Raw genomic sequence first — 19,200 nt, forward strand, 5'->3', positions numbered from 1 at the left:
AGGAAACACCTAAAAGTTGAAAGGCAGCGTAAAGACTTTGTTATAAAATTAGCAAGGTGCGTAATCCAGTCTAGTGATTTGGTAGCCATTGAAGACTTACAGGTAAAAAACATGGTAAAGAATCATCATTTAGCTAAATCAATTAGTGATGCTTCTTGGTCGATGTTTAGACAATGGCTTGAATATTTCGGTCAGGTATTTGGAGTACCAGTTGTAGCTGTTCCTCCGAACTATACATCGCAGGATTGTTCTAATTGCGGTACGGTAGTTAAGAAAACTTTAAGTACTAGAACTCATCAATGCCATCATTGTGGGCATATTCAAGATCGAGATTGGAACGCGGCTATTAATATTCTAAATATTGCGCTATCCATCTTAAATAAAATGTTAGAAAATACCGTCGGGCAGACGGGAATTAACGCCTCTAGAGAGAACGACCTCTGTTTAGTTGGGTCAACTCAATTAAGTAAGCCGACTCGTGGAAAGAGGAAGCCCAAAGAGCAATCTTTGGAGTCCCGCGCTATATTTGGTACTCCGAATTAGCGTCGGGAGGATGTCAAGTAGTCTTACTTAGAGGTACGTAGAGGGTAGTCTTACATAGAGGTAAATAGAGGGCCGATCGCAAAAGCTGCTTTTTTGGGAATTATAAAATTTAACAGCCAGCACCACTAGCCTCTATAGTTCCACTTCGGATACTTAATCCCATGAACAACTCGCCAGACTCTTCGGGTCCCCGCCCCTCCCGCAGCCGCTATCAGCCCAGCCGAGAACTAGGGCGAAATAGCGAAGGTAATATAGTCACCTATCTGGGGAAGGATAATGCTACTAATCAGCCAGTTATCCTGAAGCGGTTTTTGTTCGGTAAATCTGACTTGAAAGCGTCTGACAACCAGGTTTATCAGCAACAAATTAAACTGCTGCGCGGTCTAAATCATCCCGGCATCCCGCGTTATTTAGATTCATTTCAGACAGCCGATGGTTTTTGTCTGGTGCAGGAATACAAAGAGGCGAAATCATTAGCCGATCCGCGCAGTTTTGAACCTGATGAAATCAAGCGCATAGCAGTTTCTGTTTTAGAGATTTTGGTGTATTTACACCAGCAAAATCCACCTGTAATTCATGGAAATATTAAACCAGAAAATATCTTATTTGATGAGCAACTAAATGTTTATTTGATAGATTTTGGCTTAACTAAAATAGGATCTGGTACAGGTTTTCTGGCTCCCGAACAGCAAGATAATCGCCAAGTTACAGAAGCTATCGATTTATATAGTCTAGGCGCAACGCTGATTTCTTTGCTGACTAAAACCCAATCCACAGAAATTAATAAGTTAATTGATAACAAGGGAAAGATTAATTTTCAGAATTTAGTTTATCAAATTAGCTTGCGGTGGATAGAGTGGATAGAAAAAATGGTTGAGCCATCATTAGTCAACCGTTACACTAAAGCATCTGCTGCATTAAAAGCACTCAAGCCAATTGATGCTATCTGCATACCAGAAGTTAAATTTATTTCATCTAACCTGGAATTTACAGCTACTAAATTGGGTGAAAAACTGACTCAAACTTTCAACGTTAGTAACTCGAATATGGATGCTGTGTTGCAAGGTAATTGGTCAGTCGCACCCTCAAGCGGCGATCCGCGTCATCCGACTGGATCTCATGCTTGGATAAGTTTTAATCCCTCCAAATTTCAAAGTAACAGGACTGAGTGCAAAATTACGGTTGATACTAGCAAATTGATCGCTGATAAAACTTATGAACGTCAAATAATATTGCAAACCAATTCTTTCCCGACAAACCATTCTTTAGTTATTAAAGTAAAAACTGCTCCCCTGGCTATTCTCAAACTGCCGCTTATTTCCCTAGCTTTGCTGTTTGTAATTGCTTCATTTGGCGGTCTTGCTGGTGCGGCATTGCTCGGTAAAGATGGGGCAGCTAACTGGTTAATATTAATCCTTGGGCTGGGAGTTGGTAGTGTGGCAGGAGGGGCGGCGGCATTTTCTGCCACATCTTTATTGAAGAGGATAATAGGCATGATAGGCGGTCTGGCAGCTATAGTTGGGTTTCTGCCTGTAATGGGATCTGATGTTGATGTGATCGTGGGATTTTTTCTGGGGTTAATAATTGCTGCGTTGGGGGGAGTTGTGGTCAAAAATCATCTGGAAAGGAAGTTTCCATTAGAATTGGCTGCAATAATTTCTATCCTCACAGCAGGGTTAGGGATGAGTTTGGGAACGGAATTTATAGATGGATTATTGAATCCATTTGTGATGCTGGCTTTGGCAGGAACGGGTTTACCGTTAGCTGCTGTTATTATGCGGCTGCATTTGCAGAATAAGACTTTGGTTGATAACTATCGAAAATCTGAGCGATATCTGATTAAGCCTTAGTTTGTCAATGGTCATTGGACATTAGTCATTGGACATCTCCAGAAATTAAAGGTGCTAACCCTTGAACCCTTGTAGAGACGTTGCATGCAACGTCTCTACATTCTTTGAAAGGAGAAGTCTATTGGACATCGGCCTTTAGAAACCCGGTTTCTCCAAGAAACCGGGTTTCTGGGAGTTCAGTTACCGACTTTTGCCAAGTGCGATCGCCATCGATCCAGATACCACCAAAATCGCCCCAAACACTGCCAAAAGTGTGAGGCGTTCCGGTGCAACCAAAGTAGGTAGAAAAAACGACACGCCCCACATTCCCACCAAAGTTACAAGGGGCGCTAAAGCCAAAACTGCACTTACTTTTGATGCTTCCCAGTGTTCCAAAGATTCAGCAAAAGCACCGTAAGCGAATACAGTATTCAAAGCACAAAAAAGCAGCATTCCCAAATGTAAGGGATTGAGAGTTAATAACTGTTGGGGTGTAGCAACAGGACTAAACAATAATGCACAACTGCCATAAATCAGCAACATGATATTAGAAGAAGGCAATTTTTGCAGCAATTGCTTTTGAGCCAAAGCATAAATAGCCCACGTCACTCCTGCCACTAACACCATACCACTACCCAAGAGATATTTTGTTGGTTCTGTAATGAAAGCTCGTAATTGTTCGTTGAAGAAAAGAACCAATCCTAAAGTCAAAATACCTAAGCCTATCCATTGGCGTAGGGTGTAACGTTCCTTGAAAACAAATACGCCTCCTAAACCCATTGAAACGGGAGCAAGCTGAATTAAAACTTCGGCGTGAGATGGCGAAGTGTATGCCAATCCTTGCAGGAAAAGCAAGTAGTTAATCGCTAAATAGACAATGGCAATACCTAGCAATTTCAGGGGGAGCGATCGCAGTTTTTCTACTGGTGGTAATTGCTGCCTTCCTGCTAAATACAAACCGAGCAAAACAAAAGCCACCAAAAAGCGAAACCAAGTCACAGTGTAGACATCGATCTCTTGCAGCGTTACCACCAGCGCAATGGGTAGAATTCCCCAGAGGAAAACTGTTAGAAGAGATAGCGCTAATCCTAAACGCCATCTACCAGAACTTTGATGAAGTTGCATTATGGTATTTTAGATTTTAGATTTTAGATTTTAGAGTTTGGATTGATTGCTAATCCCCAATCTAAATAAAATTGAGCATTGCCGCTAATTATTGTTGTTGCGATCGACGGATAATTTCGCGATACTCCATTACCGCATCATATTGTTCAGATGGTTTGACAATCGCACTTTTTCTTACGTAGGGACACGGCATCTACAAAATTACTCTCCTAGCCAATAATATTATTAATGCCGTGTCCCTACAGATGGAAATACAGCTAATAATAATGTTGTCGCCCTCAGCCAGACATCCCGACAAGCCCGACCGGGAATTGATTCCCAGGCGGTTTATTCGACTGACGAAAAATCCCAAAAATGCGATCGCACCAATTTTATCCTCCAAACCTATCTAACAATTCATCTCGCGATAATTGCATCAGCAATCGGGTAAATTCTTCTGGTGGTAATTCTAACAACGGTTCGATAATTGACCTCAGTTCCTCATCCAAAACACCAAAGCGAACGCGCAGCATATTTTCTATAACTAGACGTTCTCCTTGCTGAATTCCTCTTTGAATTCCTCTTTCAATACCTTGTTCCACACCTGATTGGACTGCTGCATCCAACCTTTCTAAATAAAGTGGTGATAATTCCATAATTAACTCCCTATCTTCTGAATCTAAATTTTGATTTGCTTCTAAGGTAACGCGCAGGCTATATAATAACTCTAGCGCATTTATTCGCAAGGGATTATCCTCTGCCAGTGCGGTTAATTCGTTAATCGCTTGTTTCTGCACTGTTCCCTTCCCCAAAATTCTCAGCCAAAGTGTTTCTGGAGTGCGGGGTAACTGGTGAATGGCTACAATGGCTGTTTTCAAACCTTCGGCTAAAAAATAAATTCCTGGTAGCCAGTTTGCTTCGTCTGGTATTCCTCTAAAGGTATCGATTAAAAGTGGTGATGCGGTGGGAGTAAGAATCCATAAGTTTGGTAATTCAGTTTCATTGATGCGATTATTTAACCGTTTTACCTGACGTTCTAAATCGGCGTAAACGTCAAATAATTTACTTATGCAACTGCGAACTTGACTAACCGTGACGGCGTTGCGGAATGGTTCAAATATGGCGGGAGATGTGGCAAATCTACCTAATAATCCCAAGGTTTGAGCTTCGGTGCTTGGTGTGGATGATGGGGTAAACCATACATCGATTTCTCGCACTTCTCCGGCGACATTGCGGCTGGTTTCTACTTGTCCTAATCGGGTTAATAATTCTTTTAGGTAGTCTTTAGCAAATTGGTCGTGGGGAAAGCGAGTCATGCGATTTTAGATTTTAGATTTTAGATTGCCAGGTGTGGGGGTGGGAGAGCAAAGGATAGAAAGGATTTACCTAATTTGATTAGGTGAATTTTAATAATAGCATGAAGCGATCGCTTATGTCAAAGAAACCCGGTTTTTCTGAAAAACCGGGTTTCTGAATTTGGAGCCGCTCGCACCTCCCATTATCCAAATATTTTCTATCCTGAAATATTCCCTATCAAAACAGCAGATTCAATAATTGAAGATATTGGTGCAGGCGATAAAGCTTCTGCATCTATAAGTTCTTTCAATTTCTCAAAAATTAAAATTTCTGTTTCTTCCCCATCTGTTAGTTTATCATAAAAATACTGGTCTGATAGCCATTCATCAAAAGCCAACTTTAACAGACCAGTTGGATAAACCTTAAACCTCCAATATGAAGATAAACGATTGTCAATAACCTCAAACAACGGCGCGGGATTTTGCTGTGGATAATAAGTATATCCATCATCGCAAATATAGTACCAAATGCTTCCCTGCCATTGATAGAGAGTATAAACAGTATATTCTTTACCAATTGTTAGTTGAAATTCAGTCTCTTTGCTACGACCTACAGCAGGGTCTAGGTAGGTTTCGCTCAGAAATGCTCCGGTATTAGCAATACAACGAATCCGCATAATTTAATTACCTAGAGGTTTGTAGATGTTATCCCGACAAGCCCGACCGGGAATCAATTCCCGGTCTAATAGCGAAAGTCCGTTAAAACGGACTGAAGAAAAACTGTTTTATTAGTCGGTTTTAACCGACTTTCGCTATTAGCCTGGGAATTGATTCCCAGGCGGGTTATTCGGCTGACGAAAAATCCCAAAAATCCGATCGCACTTTTTCTTACGTAGGGACACGGCATCTACAAAATTATTTTCCTAGCCAATAATCTTATTTATGCCGTGTCCCTACACCCTTTCGCACCACCAAAGAAACCCGGTTTCTCAATTCCTACAGCCAAAAAGCCCGATTTCCGAATATTCAAATCTGTGCAATTCCCCCTAACTATTCGTCCCTATCCCATCACAAACGCGGCGACGTTCATCATTTTCAGTCATACCATTATTCGGGTTTTTCAGATAGTCGCGCAACCAATTGCAACTGCGCCCTAGCAAATTATCTAAATCGAAATTCCATAGGATTATTGTCTTGTCATAACTACCAGAAGCGAGAGTTTTACCATCGGGGCTGAAACTGACGCTACTTACCGCACTGCTATGCCCTTTGAGGGTCGCTAATTCCTTACCGTCTCGACTCCAGAGTTTGATGGTGTTGTCATTACTACCAGAAGCGATAGTTTGACCATCGGGGCTGAAACTGACGCTAATTACCTCACGGCTATGCCCTTTGAGGGTCGCTAATTCCTTACCCTCTCGACTCCAGAGTTTGATGGTGTTGTCCCTACTACCAGAAGCGATAGTTTGACCATCGGGGCTGAAACTGACGCTAAATACCCAATCGCTATCCCCCACCAAATTGTTGTAGTTTTTTACATCATGCACTAGCTGCGCTAACGAAGGTATAACCTGCATTTTGGTATCTGCTTCTTCTCCTCCTTTCTTCACAAGTTTCCCTGCTTTTATAGCTTCTATCAAAGCATCAAACTCTAACCCCAAAGGAAACAACTTTTGTGAAGATAAATTCAGCACAATACCTTGTGCATTTGCCTTTCCCTTTTCTGCTGTTGACCAATTAACCGCTGCAAAACCACCAAAACCAGTCAGCAAAGCCATCACTCCCGCCACTATCCCAATAGTGCGGCGACGGTTATTACGTTGTCGCTGAATACTTTTGGCCACAAACTCTCGCGCCACCGCTGTCAAAGAAACTGTATGATTTGACTGCCCCAAAAAATTCTCAGCTTCCGCCAGTCTTAAACCTTGTAGTAAATAATCAGCCCCTTTTCCCTTCTCTTCCCACTCTTGCGCTGCTGCTTCTATAGTCCGTTTTTGTCTCAGCGTCTCCCTGTTTTCATTCAACCACTGCCGCAATTTTGGCCAATAGCGAATCAAACTTTCGTGCGCTACATCTACTACTGCTACTTGTGCTGAATTTGAACCTTTGGCAATTAAAGTACTGGTGACAATTAACTTAGCATCCGCTAATTTCTGAATTGTCTGCTGTATTAAGTTGTTTGATAATTGCCCCCCTAACCCCCCAATCCTGGGTGGTCGCCCCCCTAACCCCCCAATCCTGGGGGGGACAAGACCCGACACTCGTTTTTCTTCGCCCCCAGATTTGGGGGGGTCGGGGGGGGCGACTAAATCTGCAATTCGCACTTGTCGGCGCGTATCTTCCGTTCCTTCTCCCAGTTGCGTCAGTTCCAAAAAAATCCGCTTTGCTGCCAACTTTTCCTCATCGGAAAAAGATTCATAAATTTCATCAGCGCGTTTTTGCAGCGTTCCCTTCAATCCACCCAATTTAGTATAAGTAGATAGCACCAATCGATTCATCGTTCGTCGCTGCCAAAGTTCCGTTAGCGTATATTGCAATAGCGGCAAACTACCGGGAGAACCTTCTACATCCGCAAGCATAAGCGTTACTAATTCCCGTTCCACTTCCAAACCAACTTGTTTCGCAGGTTCAGTAATTGCTTGTTCTAATTCCTCCGCCGTCATCGGCGTTACCGTTATCAAATTTTCCTGGATCTTTTTAGCTAATCCTGCATATTCCTGTTCTGCACATTTGCCAAAGAAATCAGCACGCATAGTCAGAATTATGGATAATTTGGAGAGTGGGAGAGGCGATATTTCATCTTGTTCATCCCCCTTTCTTAAGGGGGGTAAGGGGGGATCTCCCAGTTGTTCATCCCCCCTTCTTAAGGGGGGTAAGGGGGGATCTTCTCCCAACAAACACTCCAAAAATTGTTGCCGTTCCGTGTTATCCTTACAAACAGTAAAAATTTCCTCAAATTGATCTACCAGCAACACCACCCGACTGTTAGCTGCTGCAACCAAACGCTTTAACCCAACAGCACCTAACCCGATCAATTCTTCAGCTTTTTGTAACTGTGAGGCGCGTTCAATTGTCGATAATTCCGGTTCTACAAATACTGCCGCTAAACTCTTCAGCGGATGTTCACCCGGTCGGAAAATATAAATTTTCCAACTATCGCTTCCCGATAATCTCTGACCTAACTTTAATTGATGCAATAATCCCGCTCTCACAACGGAAGATTTACCGCTTCCCGATGCTCCTAATATTGCGATAAAATTACCTTCTCTTACTTTATCTAATAATTCGTCAGTTAATGCGGTTCGACCATAAAAATATTTGGGATCTTCTTCATTACAATCAAAATAAGATAAACCTTTATAAGGGCAAATCCCACCCTCAACTGTCTGGGTAATTTCTTGTTGTTTACCTGTCAGGATAATCTTACCGCCAGAATTAGCAAAAATCGGTTTCTGGGTGGCAGTTTTCAAGGAAGAATTGATAAAATCTACCAGCGTGTAGTTTGTTATTACTCCTTCTAGATGCTGGGTGGGGTCAAGTCCTTGCAATAATGTAGAGGTGAGTACGCCATGATTTCCGCTTATCTCTTCATAAGCTACCTCAAATTCGCGGGAGGCGGCGATAAAACAGCGATCGCGTCCCTTCCCCCTATCCCCCGGATCTCCTTCCTCAAAATTGAGCAATTCCCCGCTATGACAGCAATCTAGCCAAATTATCTGCTGTTTTACCGGACTTTCCTGCAATAATCGCCTTAACCATTGCAGCGATAAGCCATAAAATCCTAAATTGGGGTTAACCTCGCTAGTAGCTAAAAATCCTTCTTGCATTCCCCCTTTAACTTTCCGCAGTCCATGTCCCGAAAAGTACAACAAAGCCGTTTCTGGGATATTCTTGCCTTCAGGATTAAATAGCTGGATCAGCGCATCTTCCAGTTCGCCAACGGAGACTTTAGTTTTCTTCCCTACGGTAACAGTACCGTCTTTGACGGCCTCCGGTAGCCTGCGGACGCGAAAATCGCCAAAATTGGTCAGCAGTTGCGCGATCGACTCTGCATCCGCCGCTGGTGCGTTGAGCGGATTTAGGCGATCGTAACTATTAATCCCTACCACCAAAGCATCTCGGCTCATACTTTTGGTATATTTTTCTTATATAGCAACCGCCAAGGCGGTTAGGACATTCCGAATTCCTGAAACCCTTGACTCTAAACCCTTCTGACCCTAGTCCCTAGCCCCTAGCCCCTAGCCCCTAGCTATAATTACAGGACTTACGCAGGTACACTAAATATGGTAGATGGTGCGTTACGCTAGCGCTAACGCACCCTACGCATAGGGGCTTTGCGTAAGTCCTTAATTAGCTATATAATAAATCAAGTAGGTACAACATACCTAAGAATTTAATTAAAAATTGCTTAAATTATGGATAAACTAACACCAATTGAGTTAGAAGACGGAACAATTATCTATATTGAAGCGACAGAAGATGTCGATACTTCTAACATCAATACCCAAGGAAACGAATCAGAAGAACGCGGACGAACTGCCAGGGGTGGTGTCACAGATCAACAAGCTAGAATGATGCAAAACTTTCAAGCGATCGAAAGCACCATTCGCACTTATACCAATCATACTTTAAGCGCTTTCAAAGCAGTTACCACAGGCAACATTACCAAAGTTACCCTTGAATTCGGCATTAAAATTGGCGGTGAAATGGGTATTCCTTATATTACCAAAGGTACAGCCGAAAGCAACCTAAAAATCAAAGTCGAGTGTGATTTTAGGAAAAGCGAAACATCTGTTAGTTCCGACTCAGATGATGATTGAGAGCAAATTCCTTAGTATCCTTCATCCATCTGTGTTCATCTGTGGTTATACATTTGGAAAGGCGCAGGCTTCGCCAACGTAGTTCAATTTTCCAACATTTCCAAAAGTTCGGCTTCCGACAATCGGGTGATTGCTAACTCTTCAGCTTTTTGTAGTTTGGAACCAGCTTCTTCACCAACAACTAAGTAATCGGTTTTGGAACTTACGGAATTTGTTACTTTCCCACCAGCCTTTTGAATTAGTTCTTTTGCTTCATCTCGCTTCAGAGTTGGCAAAGTTCCGGTAATTACAAAAGTTTTGCCGCTAACTTTCCCCCCGGTTGACGAGGGGGATGAAAGGGGTGCTTCTTGACTAGCAAGTTGCAAAGCAGCAGTTTCTAGTCGTTGAATTAAAGTTTGATTGGCGGGAACTCGGAACCACTGATATACAGATTGAGCAATTTCTGGCCCGATGCCATAAACTCCTTCAATAGATGCTGCCGACGCTTGAGCCAATTGTTCAACTGTGGTAAATTTTTGTGTTAAAGTTTGGGCGTTGACGCTGCCAACGTGGCGAATTCCCAAACCGTAGAGTACTCTAGACCAAGGTTGGGTTTTCGATCGATCGATCGCATTCACAAGTTTCTCAGCTAACTTCTTCCCCATCCTTTCCAAGGACATCATCTTTTCTGTGGTTAAATCGTACAAATCCGCAACAGATTGCACTACAGCTTTATCCACCATCTGCTGCACCAGTTTTTCCCCCAAACCGTTAATATCCAGCGCATCCCGACTTGCCCAGTGAACTAACGCTCCTTTTAGTATGGCTGGGCAAGAAGCATTTACGCAGCGCGTCACCGCCTCACTTTGCAACTTTACCACCGGCTGATTGCAGACGGGGCAACAAGTCGGCATTTCAAAGGGTTTTGTACCGGATGGGCGAAGTTCGGGGAGTACGCGCAGGACTTCCGGGATAATTTCGCCAGCTTTGTGGATAATTACGGTATCGCCAACGCGGATATCGAGCGATCGCACATAATCAATATTGTGCAGGGTAGCCCGCGAAACCGTCGTTCCCGCCAACTGCACCGGCGTAAGTTCTGCCAGTGGCGTCAGCGCCCCCGTCCTTCCCACATTAACACTGATGGCTTCCACGCGAGTCGGCGCTTCCTCGGCGGCGTATTTCAGCGCCACTGCCCAACGGGGGAACTTTTGGGTAAAACCGAGCTGTTCCTGAAGTTGGAGGGAATTCAGCTTTACCACAACGCCATCCGTCATGTAAGGTAAATTCAGCCGTTCAGTATCCCAATATTCGTAATATTCCCGAACTTCTTGCAAAGAACGACAGACTTTTCGATTCGGATTCACACGGAAACCCATTTTTTGCAGCAATTCTAACGAATCCCACTGAGTTTGGGCGACATCGACATCATCCCTACCGGGAATATGCAGCGTGTAAGCAAAGAAATCGAGCCGTCGTTTTGCCACAATGCGAGAATCTAATTGCCGCAATGTGCCAGCTGCTGCATTGCGGGGATTGGCAAATAATTGTTCGCCTGCTTGTTCTCGTTCTCGATTGATTTGTGCAAACACATCTAAGGCTAAAAACGCTTCTCCGCGCACTTCTAGGCGGGGTGGAGGATTTTCTAAGTTCAATCGCAGGGGGATGGAACGAATTGTCCGCACATTCTGGGTAATCTCTTCCCCGGTAACGCCGTCGCCTCTAGTTGCACCCCTCAGCAGTACGCCATTTTCGTAGGTTATCGCTAAAGCAGAACCGTCGATTTTCAGTTCGCAGACGTATTCAAAAGAATCGATGTTCGGTTTTAGCCTGCGCCAACGCTCTTGCCAAGTTGCAAATTCATCAATATTGAAAGCATTTTCCAGGCTGTAGAGCGGAATATTATGCTTTACCGAGGAAAATTGGGTTGCAGGGCGTTCTCCCACGCGCTGAGTCAGGCTATCTGGCGATATCAGATACGGATATTGGGTTTCTAGTTCTTGCAGTTCCCGGTAGAGGCGATCGTAAATTGTGTCCTCCATAATTGGATTATCGAGGACATAGTAGGCATAGCTTGCTTCCTGGAGCTTTTGCCTCAATTGCTCAATTCGCTGCTTCACTTCAGGCGTTACCTGTGACACAGAATTTATCCCCTTTCAACCTTTCCTATTTTAACTAGCTAAAACTTACGCAATCGCCCCCTGTGCCCCCAAATCTGGGGGAGAAGAAGTCTTGTCCCCCCCAGATTTGGGGGGTTAGGGGGGCCTATGCGTAAGTCCTGAAGTAAATACTGTCAGTGTACTGACAGTATTTCAGACCGCTCGAACATCTGTCCTTAGATAGCAGACACCATTAGTCATCAAACATCCGTATTTTCGCTTAAATCAACCGGCTCGCGCCCTGACCCAAATCAAATTTTTTATATGCGTACCCACGGAAACCCTCTCATTAGCTTTACGTAATCTTTACATAATTTCCGTAAATCTAACTTATTGAAAAATAAAATAACAAGTTTAAACTTTTTTTATCATTAACAACTGATACCGAGCCGTAAAGAAACAGCTTAAGTTTCCATATCTATCCATACATCTTGCTTAGCATAACCAATACCTTACCTCGGTTGTTTGATAGTGGCAACCAATTTTTAACAGGGTACATCCAAAGGTAACTTATGAGCGGTTTTGATGCCAGAGTATTTACAGTAGGTTCTACAGGAACACTCAATTTCGATTATCTACTTGACGGCGGTGGATATCAAGGACAATTAGCAATTTTTAACCTTCAAGGCATAGAACAGTATAGCGCTGGTTCCACTGCCTTTATCCAAGAAGCCGCCCGTCGCATTTTAACCGAAAGCAATTTGGGTCATATTGTCATCGACGATATCGCTGTTGGCGCTAGATTCAAAGCCAACATCCCAAGGGATGGCGACTCGAACAGAGGTACTTACTCCGGCATCAAAACCGTCACCATGAATCCCGGCGACCAATTTGGGTTGATGTTGGTTCCCAATAATACCATCCAATATATATACAATTATCTATCCGCCACCGGCAACGGAGCGAGTCCGGTATTTTCTTTGGGTACAGCCAAAAAGAAATACCAAAATCAGGAAATCATCCGAATTTTGATTAAAAATCCAAAACTTACCCAAAGGCTATTCCCCACTCAAAGAATGACGCTTGCCGGAAATGGGGCCACGACGGCCTGGGAGTTGGGACAATTGCAGGAAGCGGCGCAAGTGCTGCAAATCTGGATGATCGGGTAGCAAGTCTAGTTGTTCTAGAGCTTGATTGAGAGTAAATGCAGAGCGATAGAGAATGCGGAAAGCTTTTTTGAGGTATGCCAGTTCATCAGCAGCGATACCTGCACGTTTTAGGCCGACAAGGTTGAGACTTCGCACCCGCGATGGATTTCCCTCAACTAGCATATACGGTGGCACATCGCGATCGATGCGACTCATCCCGCCTACCATAGCCATCCGGCCAATCCGAACAAATTGATGGATACCCAAGACTCCACCAATCACAGCCTTAGATTCAATATGGACGTGACCGGCCAAAGAGACAGAATTGGCAATCACGACAGAATCTTCGATCGCACAATTATGAGCGACATGGACATAAGCCATCAACAAATTGTTATTACCAATTTGCGTTGCCTCACCGGCATCAGTAGCGCGATTGATCGTCACATACTCGCGAATCTTGTTTCCATTGCCGATTTTAACCCAGGTAGGAGAACCATCATACTTAAGGTCTTGAGGTTCCAAGCCAATAGCTGCGCCTGGGAAAATTTGATTCTCTTCACCAATTTCTGTTTGCCCCTCCAGCACCGCGTGAGCGCCTATGACAGTTTGAGCGCCAACTTTTACTTTATCCCCAATTACCGCATAAGCACCGACCTTAACAGTCGGGTGCAGTTCGGCATTGGGATGAATTACAGCAGTGGGATGAATAAGGGTAGGCATGGAATTTTAGATTTTAGATTTTAGATTTTAGAATTGAACATCAATCTGCAATCTTCAATTTGAAAACTTTAGCAATTTTTCCTTGCCTCTCTTGATTAGTCAGTTGTCAGATTCTTGCCAGAACACGAACTTACCTATTACCAGGTTTAATCAACAAGAGAAAACATCAGTTCGCCTTCGCTAGCCAGTTGGCCATCTACTTCCGCACGAGCCTGCATTTTACCGAAGCGACGCCGCTTGACACAGAGTAGTTCCACGGTCATCACCAGCCGATCGCCCGGTACTACAGGACGCCGGAAACGGACTCCATCAATGCCAGCAAACAAAAACAGACCGCTTTCAATATCGGGTAGCTGAGTCAAAACTATACCACCCACTTGAGCCATAGCTTCGACGATCAGCACTCCCGGCATGATGGGGCGTCCGGGAAAGTGGCCTTGGAAATAGGGTTCGTTGACACTGACATTTTTAATGCCGACTGCCTTTTGCCCCGGTACATATTCAATAATCCGGTCTACCAGTAAAAAAGGATAACGGTGAGGCAGGAGTTTCTGAATTTCTTCAATTGTAAAAACCGTTTTGGTAGATGTCGCAGAGTCAGATGGGTTTACGTCAATCAGTGTGGACATAGGAGAGAGGAAGAGGGGGAGAGGGGGAGAGGGGGAGAGAGGGAGAGGGGGAGAGGGAGAGGGGAATTTTAGATTTTAGATTTAATTTCAACAAAGAAATCTGAAATCTAAAATCTTCCCCCTAGTCCCTAGCCCCTAGCCCCTTCCTCAACAATCGGGCCAGTTGGATGTGCAAGTTGTGGCTTGCTTTGTAGGCCAAGAAGTGAGCCACAGGAAAAGTTCCGAGCAAACTCAGATCGCCTACTAAATCTAAAATTTTATGACGTACTGGTTCATTTGCAAATCTCAAAGGTGGATTAATCCAGCCATTAGCATCGCAAACCAGCGCATTGTCTAAGCTGCCGCCTTTGATTAAACCTTTGGCACGCAGATCGTCGATTTGGTGTGCTAAACCAAAAGTGCGGGCGGGAGCGATCGCCGACTCAAAACTTTCCCTGCTTGGTGACCAGCTATACCACTGATTGCCGATCGCTGGCAAGTCGAAATCAATCCCGTAGGTAAATCGAGTCTCAGTCGCCGGTATAGCCGCCACAAAGGCATCTCCTTGATAAAGCCAGATGGGTTCTGGGAGGGCGGGGGGAGAGGGGGAGAGGGGGAGAGGGGGAGAGTGGGAGAGCAGTCCTACGCGAGCGATCGCTTCTACCCAAACAGAGGCCGATCCATCCAGCAGAGGCACTTCTGGGCCATCTATCTCAATGCGAGCATCATCCACACCCATTCCTGCCAAAGCTGCCAGCAAATGTTCCACAGTGCAGACAGAAATTGAACCTTCACCTAGCTGAGTGGAGAGAAGAGTCTGACTGACAGCTTCTAAACGTGCCGGTACGATCGGGCCTTCTGGCAGATCGACACGGACAAAGTAACGACCTTCACCACGAGATGCGGGAAGTACTCGTACTTTAGTGACTATGCCACTGTGGAGTCCTACGCCAGACATTTCAAAAGCTGTCAATAGTGTTTGTTGAATTTTCATTAATTACCCCTTCCCGCCACAAGATTATGTAGGGGCGAAGGATTCGGGGAGTAATCGATCGCGATCGTCCATTATTTTTTGCCCGAATGCTTCGCCCGACCAAGTGCTGTATAGGCAATCACACTTTATTACTTTTGTCAACAACAATTAATGGACTGGTGTTCTAGCCCCTTCTTCTTTCTTTTGACTTTTGACTTTTCTAGCCCCTTTTAGAAGCGTTCGCCAATGCCGAAGTGAATGCGAGAGTCGCCGTTGTCATTGAGGCCATAATCTATTCTGATCGGCCCTAGCGGAGATTGAATTCGGACGCCTAGACCGTAGCCGAAACCTGTACCGGGTTTACCCCGCGCTCCAGCCGGATCGCCTGGGACGCTTCCACCACTGCCAATATCCGTGCCAAAATCAATGAAAAGAGCTCCACCGATCACAGAAAAAACCGGGAAGCGATACTCAGCAGTAGCTTGCAAATAAGTGCGACCGCTGCCCAAATCCCCTTCTTCATACCCACGCACAGAATTACTGCCACCCAGGGAAAAAGCCTCATAGGGAGGCAAATCACCCAGCACGGTTCCCCCTTGAACGTTAAAAGCGAGAGACTGTGCGCCGGTCGTGAAGTTAGTGAATTTGACTGGAATGTAATAACTGTAGCTGCCGCGCAGACGAGTCAGGAAAACATTCCCCAGACCGATCGGCACCGACTGTTCCAGACCAAACCGCAGTAAAGAACCGCTGGTAGTCCGCAGGGGATTGTTGCGTCGATCGCGCACTAAGCCAAGTTGGACTAATAGCAGATCGTCTTTCCCCTCACCGCTAAAACTGAGATCGTTGCCCAATTCATCTACCGGACTGATGTCGCCATCGCGATCGCGAATAGAAACTCGCTGATATTGAAGTCCCAAAGACGATACCCATTCCGATTCGGCTAGGGGATTTTTTGACAGGGGACGGTTAAAAGTAACACCACCACCGATGCGGAGAATGCGAGGGCGATCTTCATTCGGCAGCCTAATTTCTGGATCGCCACCATCAAAAATCAAAGAAATAGAGCGGCGTCGGAAGAAATTCACAGTATAGGAAGTGCGGTAGGGGTCACCACCAATCCAGGGGTCAGTAAAGCGCAAGTCAAACAGCAGCTCCCGCTGACCCAACTGCACCTCTGCCCCTATCTTCTGGTTGTTTCCGCCCAGGTTTTGCTGCTGATAGCTAACCGTACCAAATAAGCCGGAAGCAGAACTAATCCCAGCACCAGCTGCGATCGAACCCGCATTCCTTTCCTTCACATTCACGATCACATTTACTCTTCGCGGGTCTTGTCCTGGATTCAACGAAACTTGGACATCTTCAAACAAACCCAGACGAAACACCCGCTGTAAATCTCTTTGTACCTCGTTGCGGTTAAATACCTGACCGGGTTTAAGCGCCAGTTCCCTAGTCACAATATACGATCGGGTACGACCTCGGATCGGCTGACCTTGCTCGTTTGTTGCTTCTCCTTCCTTATTCAAGAAGCGGACTTGAATATTCTCCACCACCCCTTCAGCAACCGACAGAGTGACCGTTCCGTCTGGATTGACCCGCGTGTCAACCACTTGGGCTAAGACATAGCCCTTGTCTTTGTACCACTGTTCTAAGCGCTTGATGCCCTCCTGTAGGTCACGGAAGTTGAGGATCTCGTTGTACTGTTCGCGAAAAGTTTCCTGAACGACAGTTTGGGGCAAAGCTTGATTGCCTTCCACCTGTACAGAACGCAGCACCGGGTTAGCTTCTACCACAAAAGTCACTCTTACGCCCAAAGAAGTATCGCTTGGCTCAGCCCTGACTTTAGAGAAGTAGCCGGTGGCAAAGATAGCATTAATGTCTTCTTGTAATTGAGAGCGTGTTGTAGTGCGTCCGGGGCGGGTGCGAATGGCATCATAAACGATCGATTGCAGTTTCCCTTCTACCCCGTTTACTAGTACTTCTGCCACCAACACCCGTGAATCTACTGGTGGGGCTTCACTTGGTTGGACGTTTATGGGTGGAGTAGAAGGCGCACGTTCGGGAATATCGATCTGGGGGTTTGCAGGCGATCGTCCCCCAGGAGTGAGGTTAAACTCAAGTTGATTGGGCGTTTCTTGTTCGGGGGCTGGGGTTCCTTGGGGTGGAACTCCTTGAGATGGCGGTGTTGCAGGTGTAGATTCGACGTTTCTAGGTGTTTCTGGTTCGGTATTTTCTCGCGGTGGTGTATCGTCTGCGGGCTGCGTTTGCTCTGTGGGTTCTACCCTTGGTGTTGTCTGGGTATCCGTTGGTCGGTTTCGATCGGTTGTTTGGGCGAGAAATTGCGATTCAGTAGGGAAATGATTGATAAGTAAAGATTCTGGATGAAAGGGGTTCTCAGCTTTGTCTGTATCTTGGAGCCCCCCAACCCCCCAATTTTGGGGGGCACTGGAGGCAGAGGAAGAATTAGAATAAATAGGCTCAGATGACGCTGAAATCCTCTCCTTTTCCCCTCTGCTCAAGAGCCCCTCTGCCCAAGAGCCCCTCTGCCCAGGTAGATTTGGCAGTTCTTGTAACGACTCAACAGCTTTACTGTGAGGTAAAGTTCCTACCTCAAGTAAGAGCTTGTCCGCTAGGGCAGTTTCTATATGACCCGAATGAGCCGTGATCCCTAGATCCTGCCGATCTGGTAATGGCAAAGTATTTATGTGAGTAAAGCCTTGCCCAAACGATAGATTGTTGGCTATAGCTGCTTGGGAATCCGAGGTTTGTCCGTTTGCCGAATGTTGTAAACCGAGGGTAGCCCAAGTAATAGCTACTACCAAAACTGGAGATAAACGCATTTTGTTCACTTTGTTTAGCACTTCCACACACCATAATTGGGAATTTTAGATTTTAGATTTTAGATTTTATTTCAATTTTGTTATCTGAAATCTGAAATCTTCTTCTTTTCCCCTCTGCTCAAGAGCCCCTCTGCTCAAGAGCCCCTAGCCCCTAGCCCCTAGCCCCTTCTTCCTTCACCCCTTCTAGAACTCTCTCCAAGACTTGCTGATAGGCGCTTTCTACATCTCCCAAGTCGCGGCGGAAGCGGTCTTTATCCATGACTCGGCGATCGGGATCGGCTTCGGACCGATCCCACAGACGACAAGTGTCGGGACTGATTTCGTCGGCTAGGAGCAGTTTTTGCTGCTGGTCAAGACCAAACTCCAGCTTGAAGTCTACCAGAGTAATGCCGCACTGGTTAAAAAATACGCTGAGGATTTCGTCGATCTGCAAGGCGAGTTCCTGGAGTCTAGAGACTTGTTCCGGGGTGGCCAGTTCCAGCAAAAAGAGACGATCGCGTGTCAGGAGAGGGTCTCCCAGGCCGTCATTCTTGTAGTAAAATTCGACCAACGGCTGTTTGAGAATTGTGCCTTCTGGCAACCCGGTTTGCTTGCAAAGACTACCGGCAGCGATGTTTCTGACAACTACTTCTAAAGGTAAAATTTGTACGCGGCAAACGCGCATTTGGTTCGGGGCAGGGCTGTCGATGAAGTGAGTCGAAATGCCTTTAGCTTCTAGAAGTTGGAATAAATGACTGGAAATTTTACAGTTGATCTCGCCTTTGCCAACGATAGTACCGCGCTTCTGGGCATTAAAGGCAGTAGCATCGTCTTTGAAGTGGGCGAGCAGTATCTGGGCCTCATCTGTGGTGTAAATAATTTTGGCTTTGCCTTCGTATAGTTTTTGCATTTTGGTCAGATGTCAGTAGTCAATAGTCAATAGTCATTGGTCATCAGTCATTAGTCAATAGTTATATGGAATCCGGGTTTATTATCCCACTTTTAATTTTTGGCCTAAACATTGTAGGGACAATTCATGAATTGTCCCTACACTCGATTGAGATAAGAGGGGTCATTGCAGAGGATTCAGTATCATATCCTGTCCGGTTGCATCGGTAGTGTAAGAGTGATACGGCAAATTGTCTGTTGTCATCCTGGGTTGAATTTTTACCGCAGATGAAGACAGATTAACGCCGATTAACGCAGATAAGAGAGCGATTTTTCTCTTGCAATCAATGCGTAAGGACATGATATGATCGC

The 19,200-nt window shown here is 45.2% G+C and carries 14 protein-coding genes; 4 read left to right on the forward strand and 10 right to left on the reverse strand.

The annotated features are described in order from the left end of the window. Both LAY41_RS24535 and LAY41_RS24540 read left to right on the forward strand, forming a co-directional pair. Positions 1–543, forward strand: a 543-nt coding sequence (locus LAY41_RS24535) for an RNA-guided endonuclease InsQ/TnpB family protein (RefSeq protein ID WP_249103836.1), incomplete at its 5' end; no start/stop codon positions are given. A gap of 161 nt (positions 544–704) precedes the next feature. Further along, on the forward strand, positions 705–2,393 hold the full coding sequence (locus LAY41_RS24540; protein WP_249103838.1) for a serine/threonine-protein kinase: 1,689 nt from the start codon (positions 705–707) through the stop codon (positions 2,391–2,393). 180 nt (positions 2,394–2,573) lie between these two features. Here the strand turns inward: LAY41_RS24540 and LAY41_RS24545 are convergent, their stop codons facing one another. The 4 genes from LAY41_RS24545 to LAY41_RS24560 form a co-directional block, all read right to left on the reverse strand. Then, positions 2,574–3,497, reverse strand: coding sequence for a DMT family transporter (locus LAY41_RS24545; protein WP_249103840.1), 924 nt, complete (start codon positions 3,495–3,497; stop codon positions 2,574–2,576). A 371-nt stretch (positions 3,498–3,868) separates the two neighbouring features. Further along, positions 3,869–4,792, reverse strand: a complete 924-nt coding sequence (locus LAY41_RS24550) for an RpnC/YadD family protein (protein ID WP_249103843.1) — start codon at positions 4,790–4,792, stop codon at positions 3,869–3,871. A gap of 197 nt (positions 4,793–4,989) precedes the next feature. Beyond that, positions 4,990–5,448: a hypothetical protein gene (locus LAY41_RS24555; protein WP_249103845.1), complete on the reverse strand. Its 459-nt coding sequence runs from the start codon at positions 5,446–5,448 to the stop codon at positions 4,990–4,992. 369 nt (positions 5,449–5,817) lie between these two features. Next, positions 5,818–8,898, reverse strand: a complete 3,081-nt coding sequence (locus tag LAY41_RS24560) for an nSTAND1 domain-containing NTPase (RefSeq protein WP_249103847.1) — start codon at positions 8,896–8,898, stop codon at positions 5,818–5,820. A 288-nt stretch (positions 8,899–9,186) separates the two neighbouring features. Here LAY41_RS24560 and LAY41_RS24565 point away from each other — a divergent pair, with 288 nt between their 5' ends. Next, positions 9,187–9,591, forward strand: a complete 405-nt coding sequence (locus LAY41_RS24565; protein WP_249103849.1) for a CU044_2847 family protein — start codon at positions 9,187–9,189, stop codon at positions 9,589–9,591. Positions 9,592–9,674: 83 nt separating this feature from the next. Here LAY41_RS24565 and ligA read toward each other — a convergent pair whose 3' ends face one another. Next, complete coding sequence (gene ligA / locus LAY41_RS24570; RefSeq protein WP_249103850.1) at positions 9,675–11,711, reverse strand: NAD-dependent DNA ligase LigA; 2,037 nt, start codon at positions 11,709–11,711, stop codon at positions 9,675–9,677. Between the two features lie 530 nt (positions 11,712–12,241). Between ligA and LAY41_RS24575 the strand changes: the two genes are divergently transcribed. Next, complete coding sequence (locus LAY41_RS24575) at positions 12,242–12,838, forward strand: DUF4114 domain-containing protein (RefSeq protein ID WP_249103852.1); 597 nt, start codon at positions 12,242–12,244, stop codon at positions 12,836–12,838. Here LAY41_RS24575 and lpxA read toward each other — a convergent pair. The 5 genes from lpxA to purC all read right to left on the reverse strand — a co-directional run bounded on the left by lpxA (position 12,728) and on the right by purC (position 18,850). After that, the gene (lpxA, locus tag LAY41_RS24580) at positions 12,728–13,540 is read right to left on the reverse strand and encodes an acyl-ACP--UDP-N-acetylglucosamine O-acyltransferase (RefSeq protein WP_249103853.1); all 813 of its coding nucleotides are present in this window, start codon (positions 13,538–13,540) and stop codon (positions 12,728–12,730) included. The genes LAY41_RS24575 and lpxA overlap by 111 nt on opposite strands. A gap of 146 nt (positions 13,541–13,686) precedes the next feature. After that, positions 13,687–14,169: a 3-hydroxyacyl-ACP dehydratase FabZ gene (gene fabZ / locus LAY41_RS24585; RefSeq protein ID WP_249103855.1), complete on the reverse strand. Its 483-nt coding sequence runs from the start codon at positions 14,167–14,169 to the stop codon at positions 13,687–13,689. A gap of 121 nt (positions 14,170–14,290) precedes the next feature. Beyond that, positions 14,291–15,142 (reverse strand): UDP-3-O-acyl-N-acetylglucosamine deacetylase, encoded by an 852-nt coding sequence (gene lpxC / locus LAY41_RS24590; protein WP_249103857.1) that lies wholly within the window; start codon positions 15,140–15,142, stop codon positions 14,291–14,293. 209 nt (positions 15,143–15,351) lie between these two features. Continuing rightward, on the reverse strand, positions 15,352–17,961 hold the full coding sequence (locus LAY41_RS24595) for a BamA/TamA family outer membrane protein (protein WP_249103858.1): 2,610 nt from the start codon (positions 17,959–17,961) through the stop codon (positions 15,352–15,354). Positions 17,962–18,112: 151 nt separating this feature from the next. After that, on the reverse strand, positions 18,113–18,850 hold the full coding sequence (gene purC, locus LAY41_RS24600; protein ID WP_420840347.1) for a phosphoribosylaminoimidazolesuccinocarboxamide synthase: 738 nt from the start codon (positions 18,848–18,850) through the stop codon (positions 18,113–18,115). Positions 18,851–19,200 lie beyond the last annotated feature (350 nt).

Origin of the sequence: Argonema galeatum A003/A1, from assembly GCF_023333595.1 — a bacterium.
GTDB lineage: Bacteria > Cyanobacteriota > Cyanobacteriia > Cyanobacteriales > Aerosakkonemataceae > Argonema > Argonema galeatum.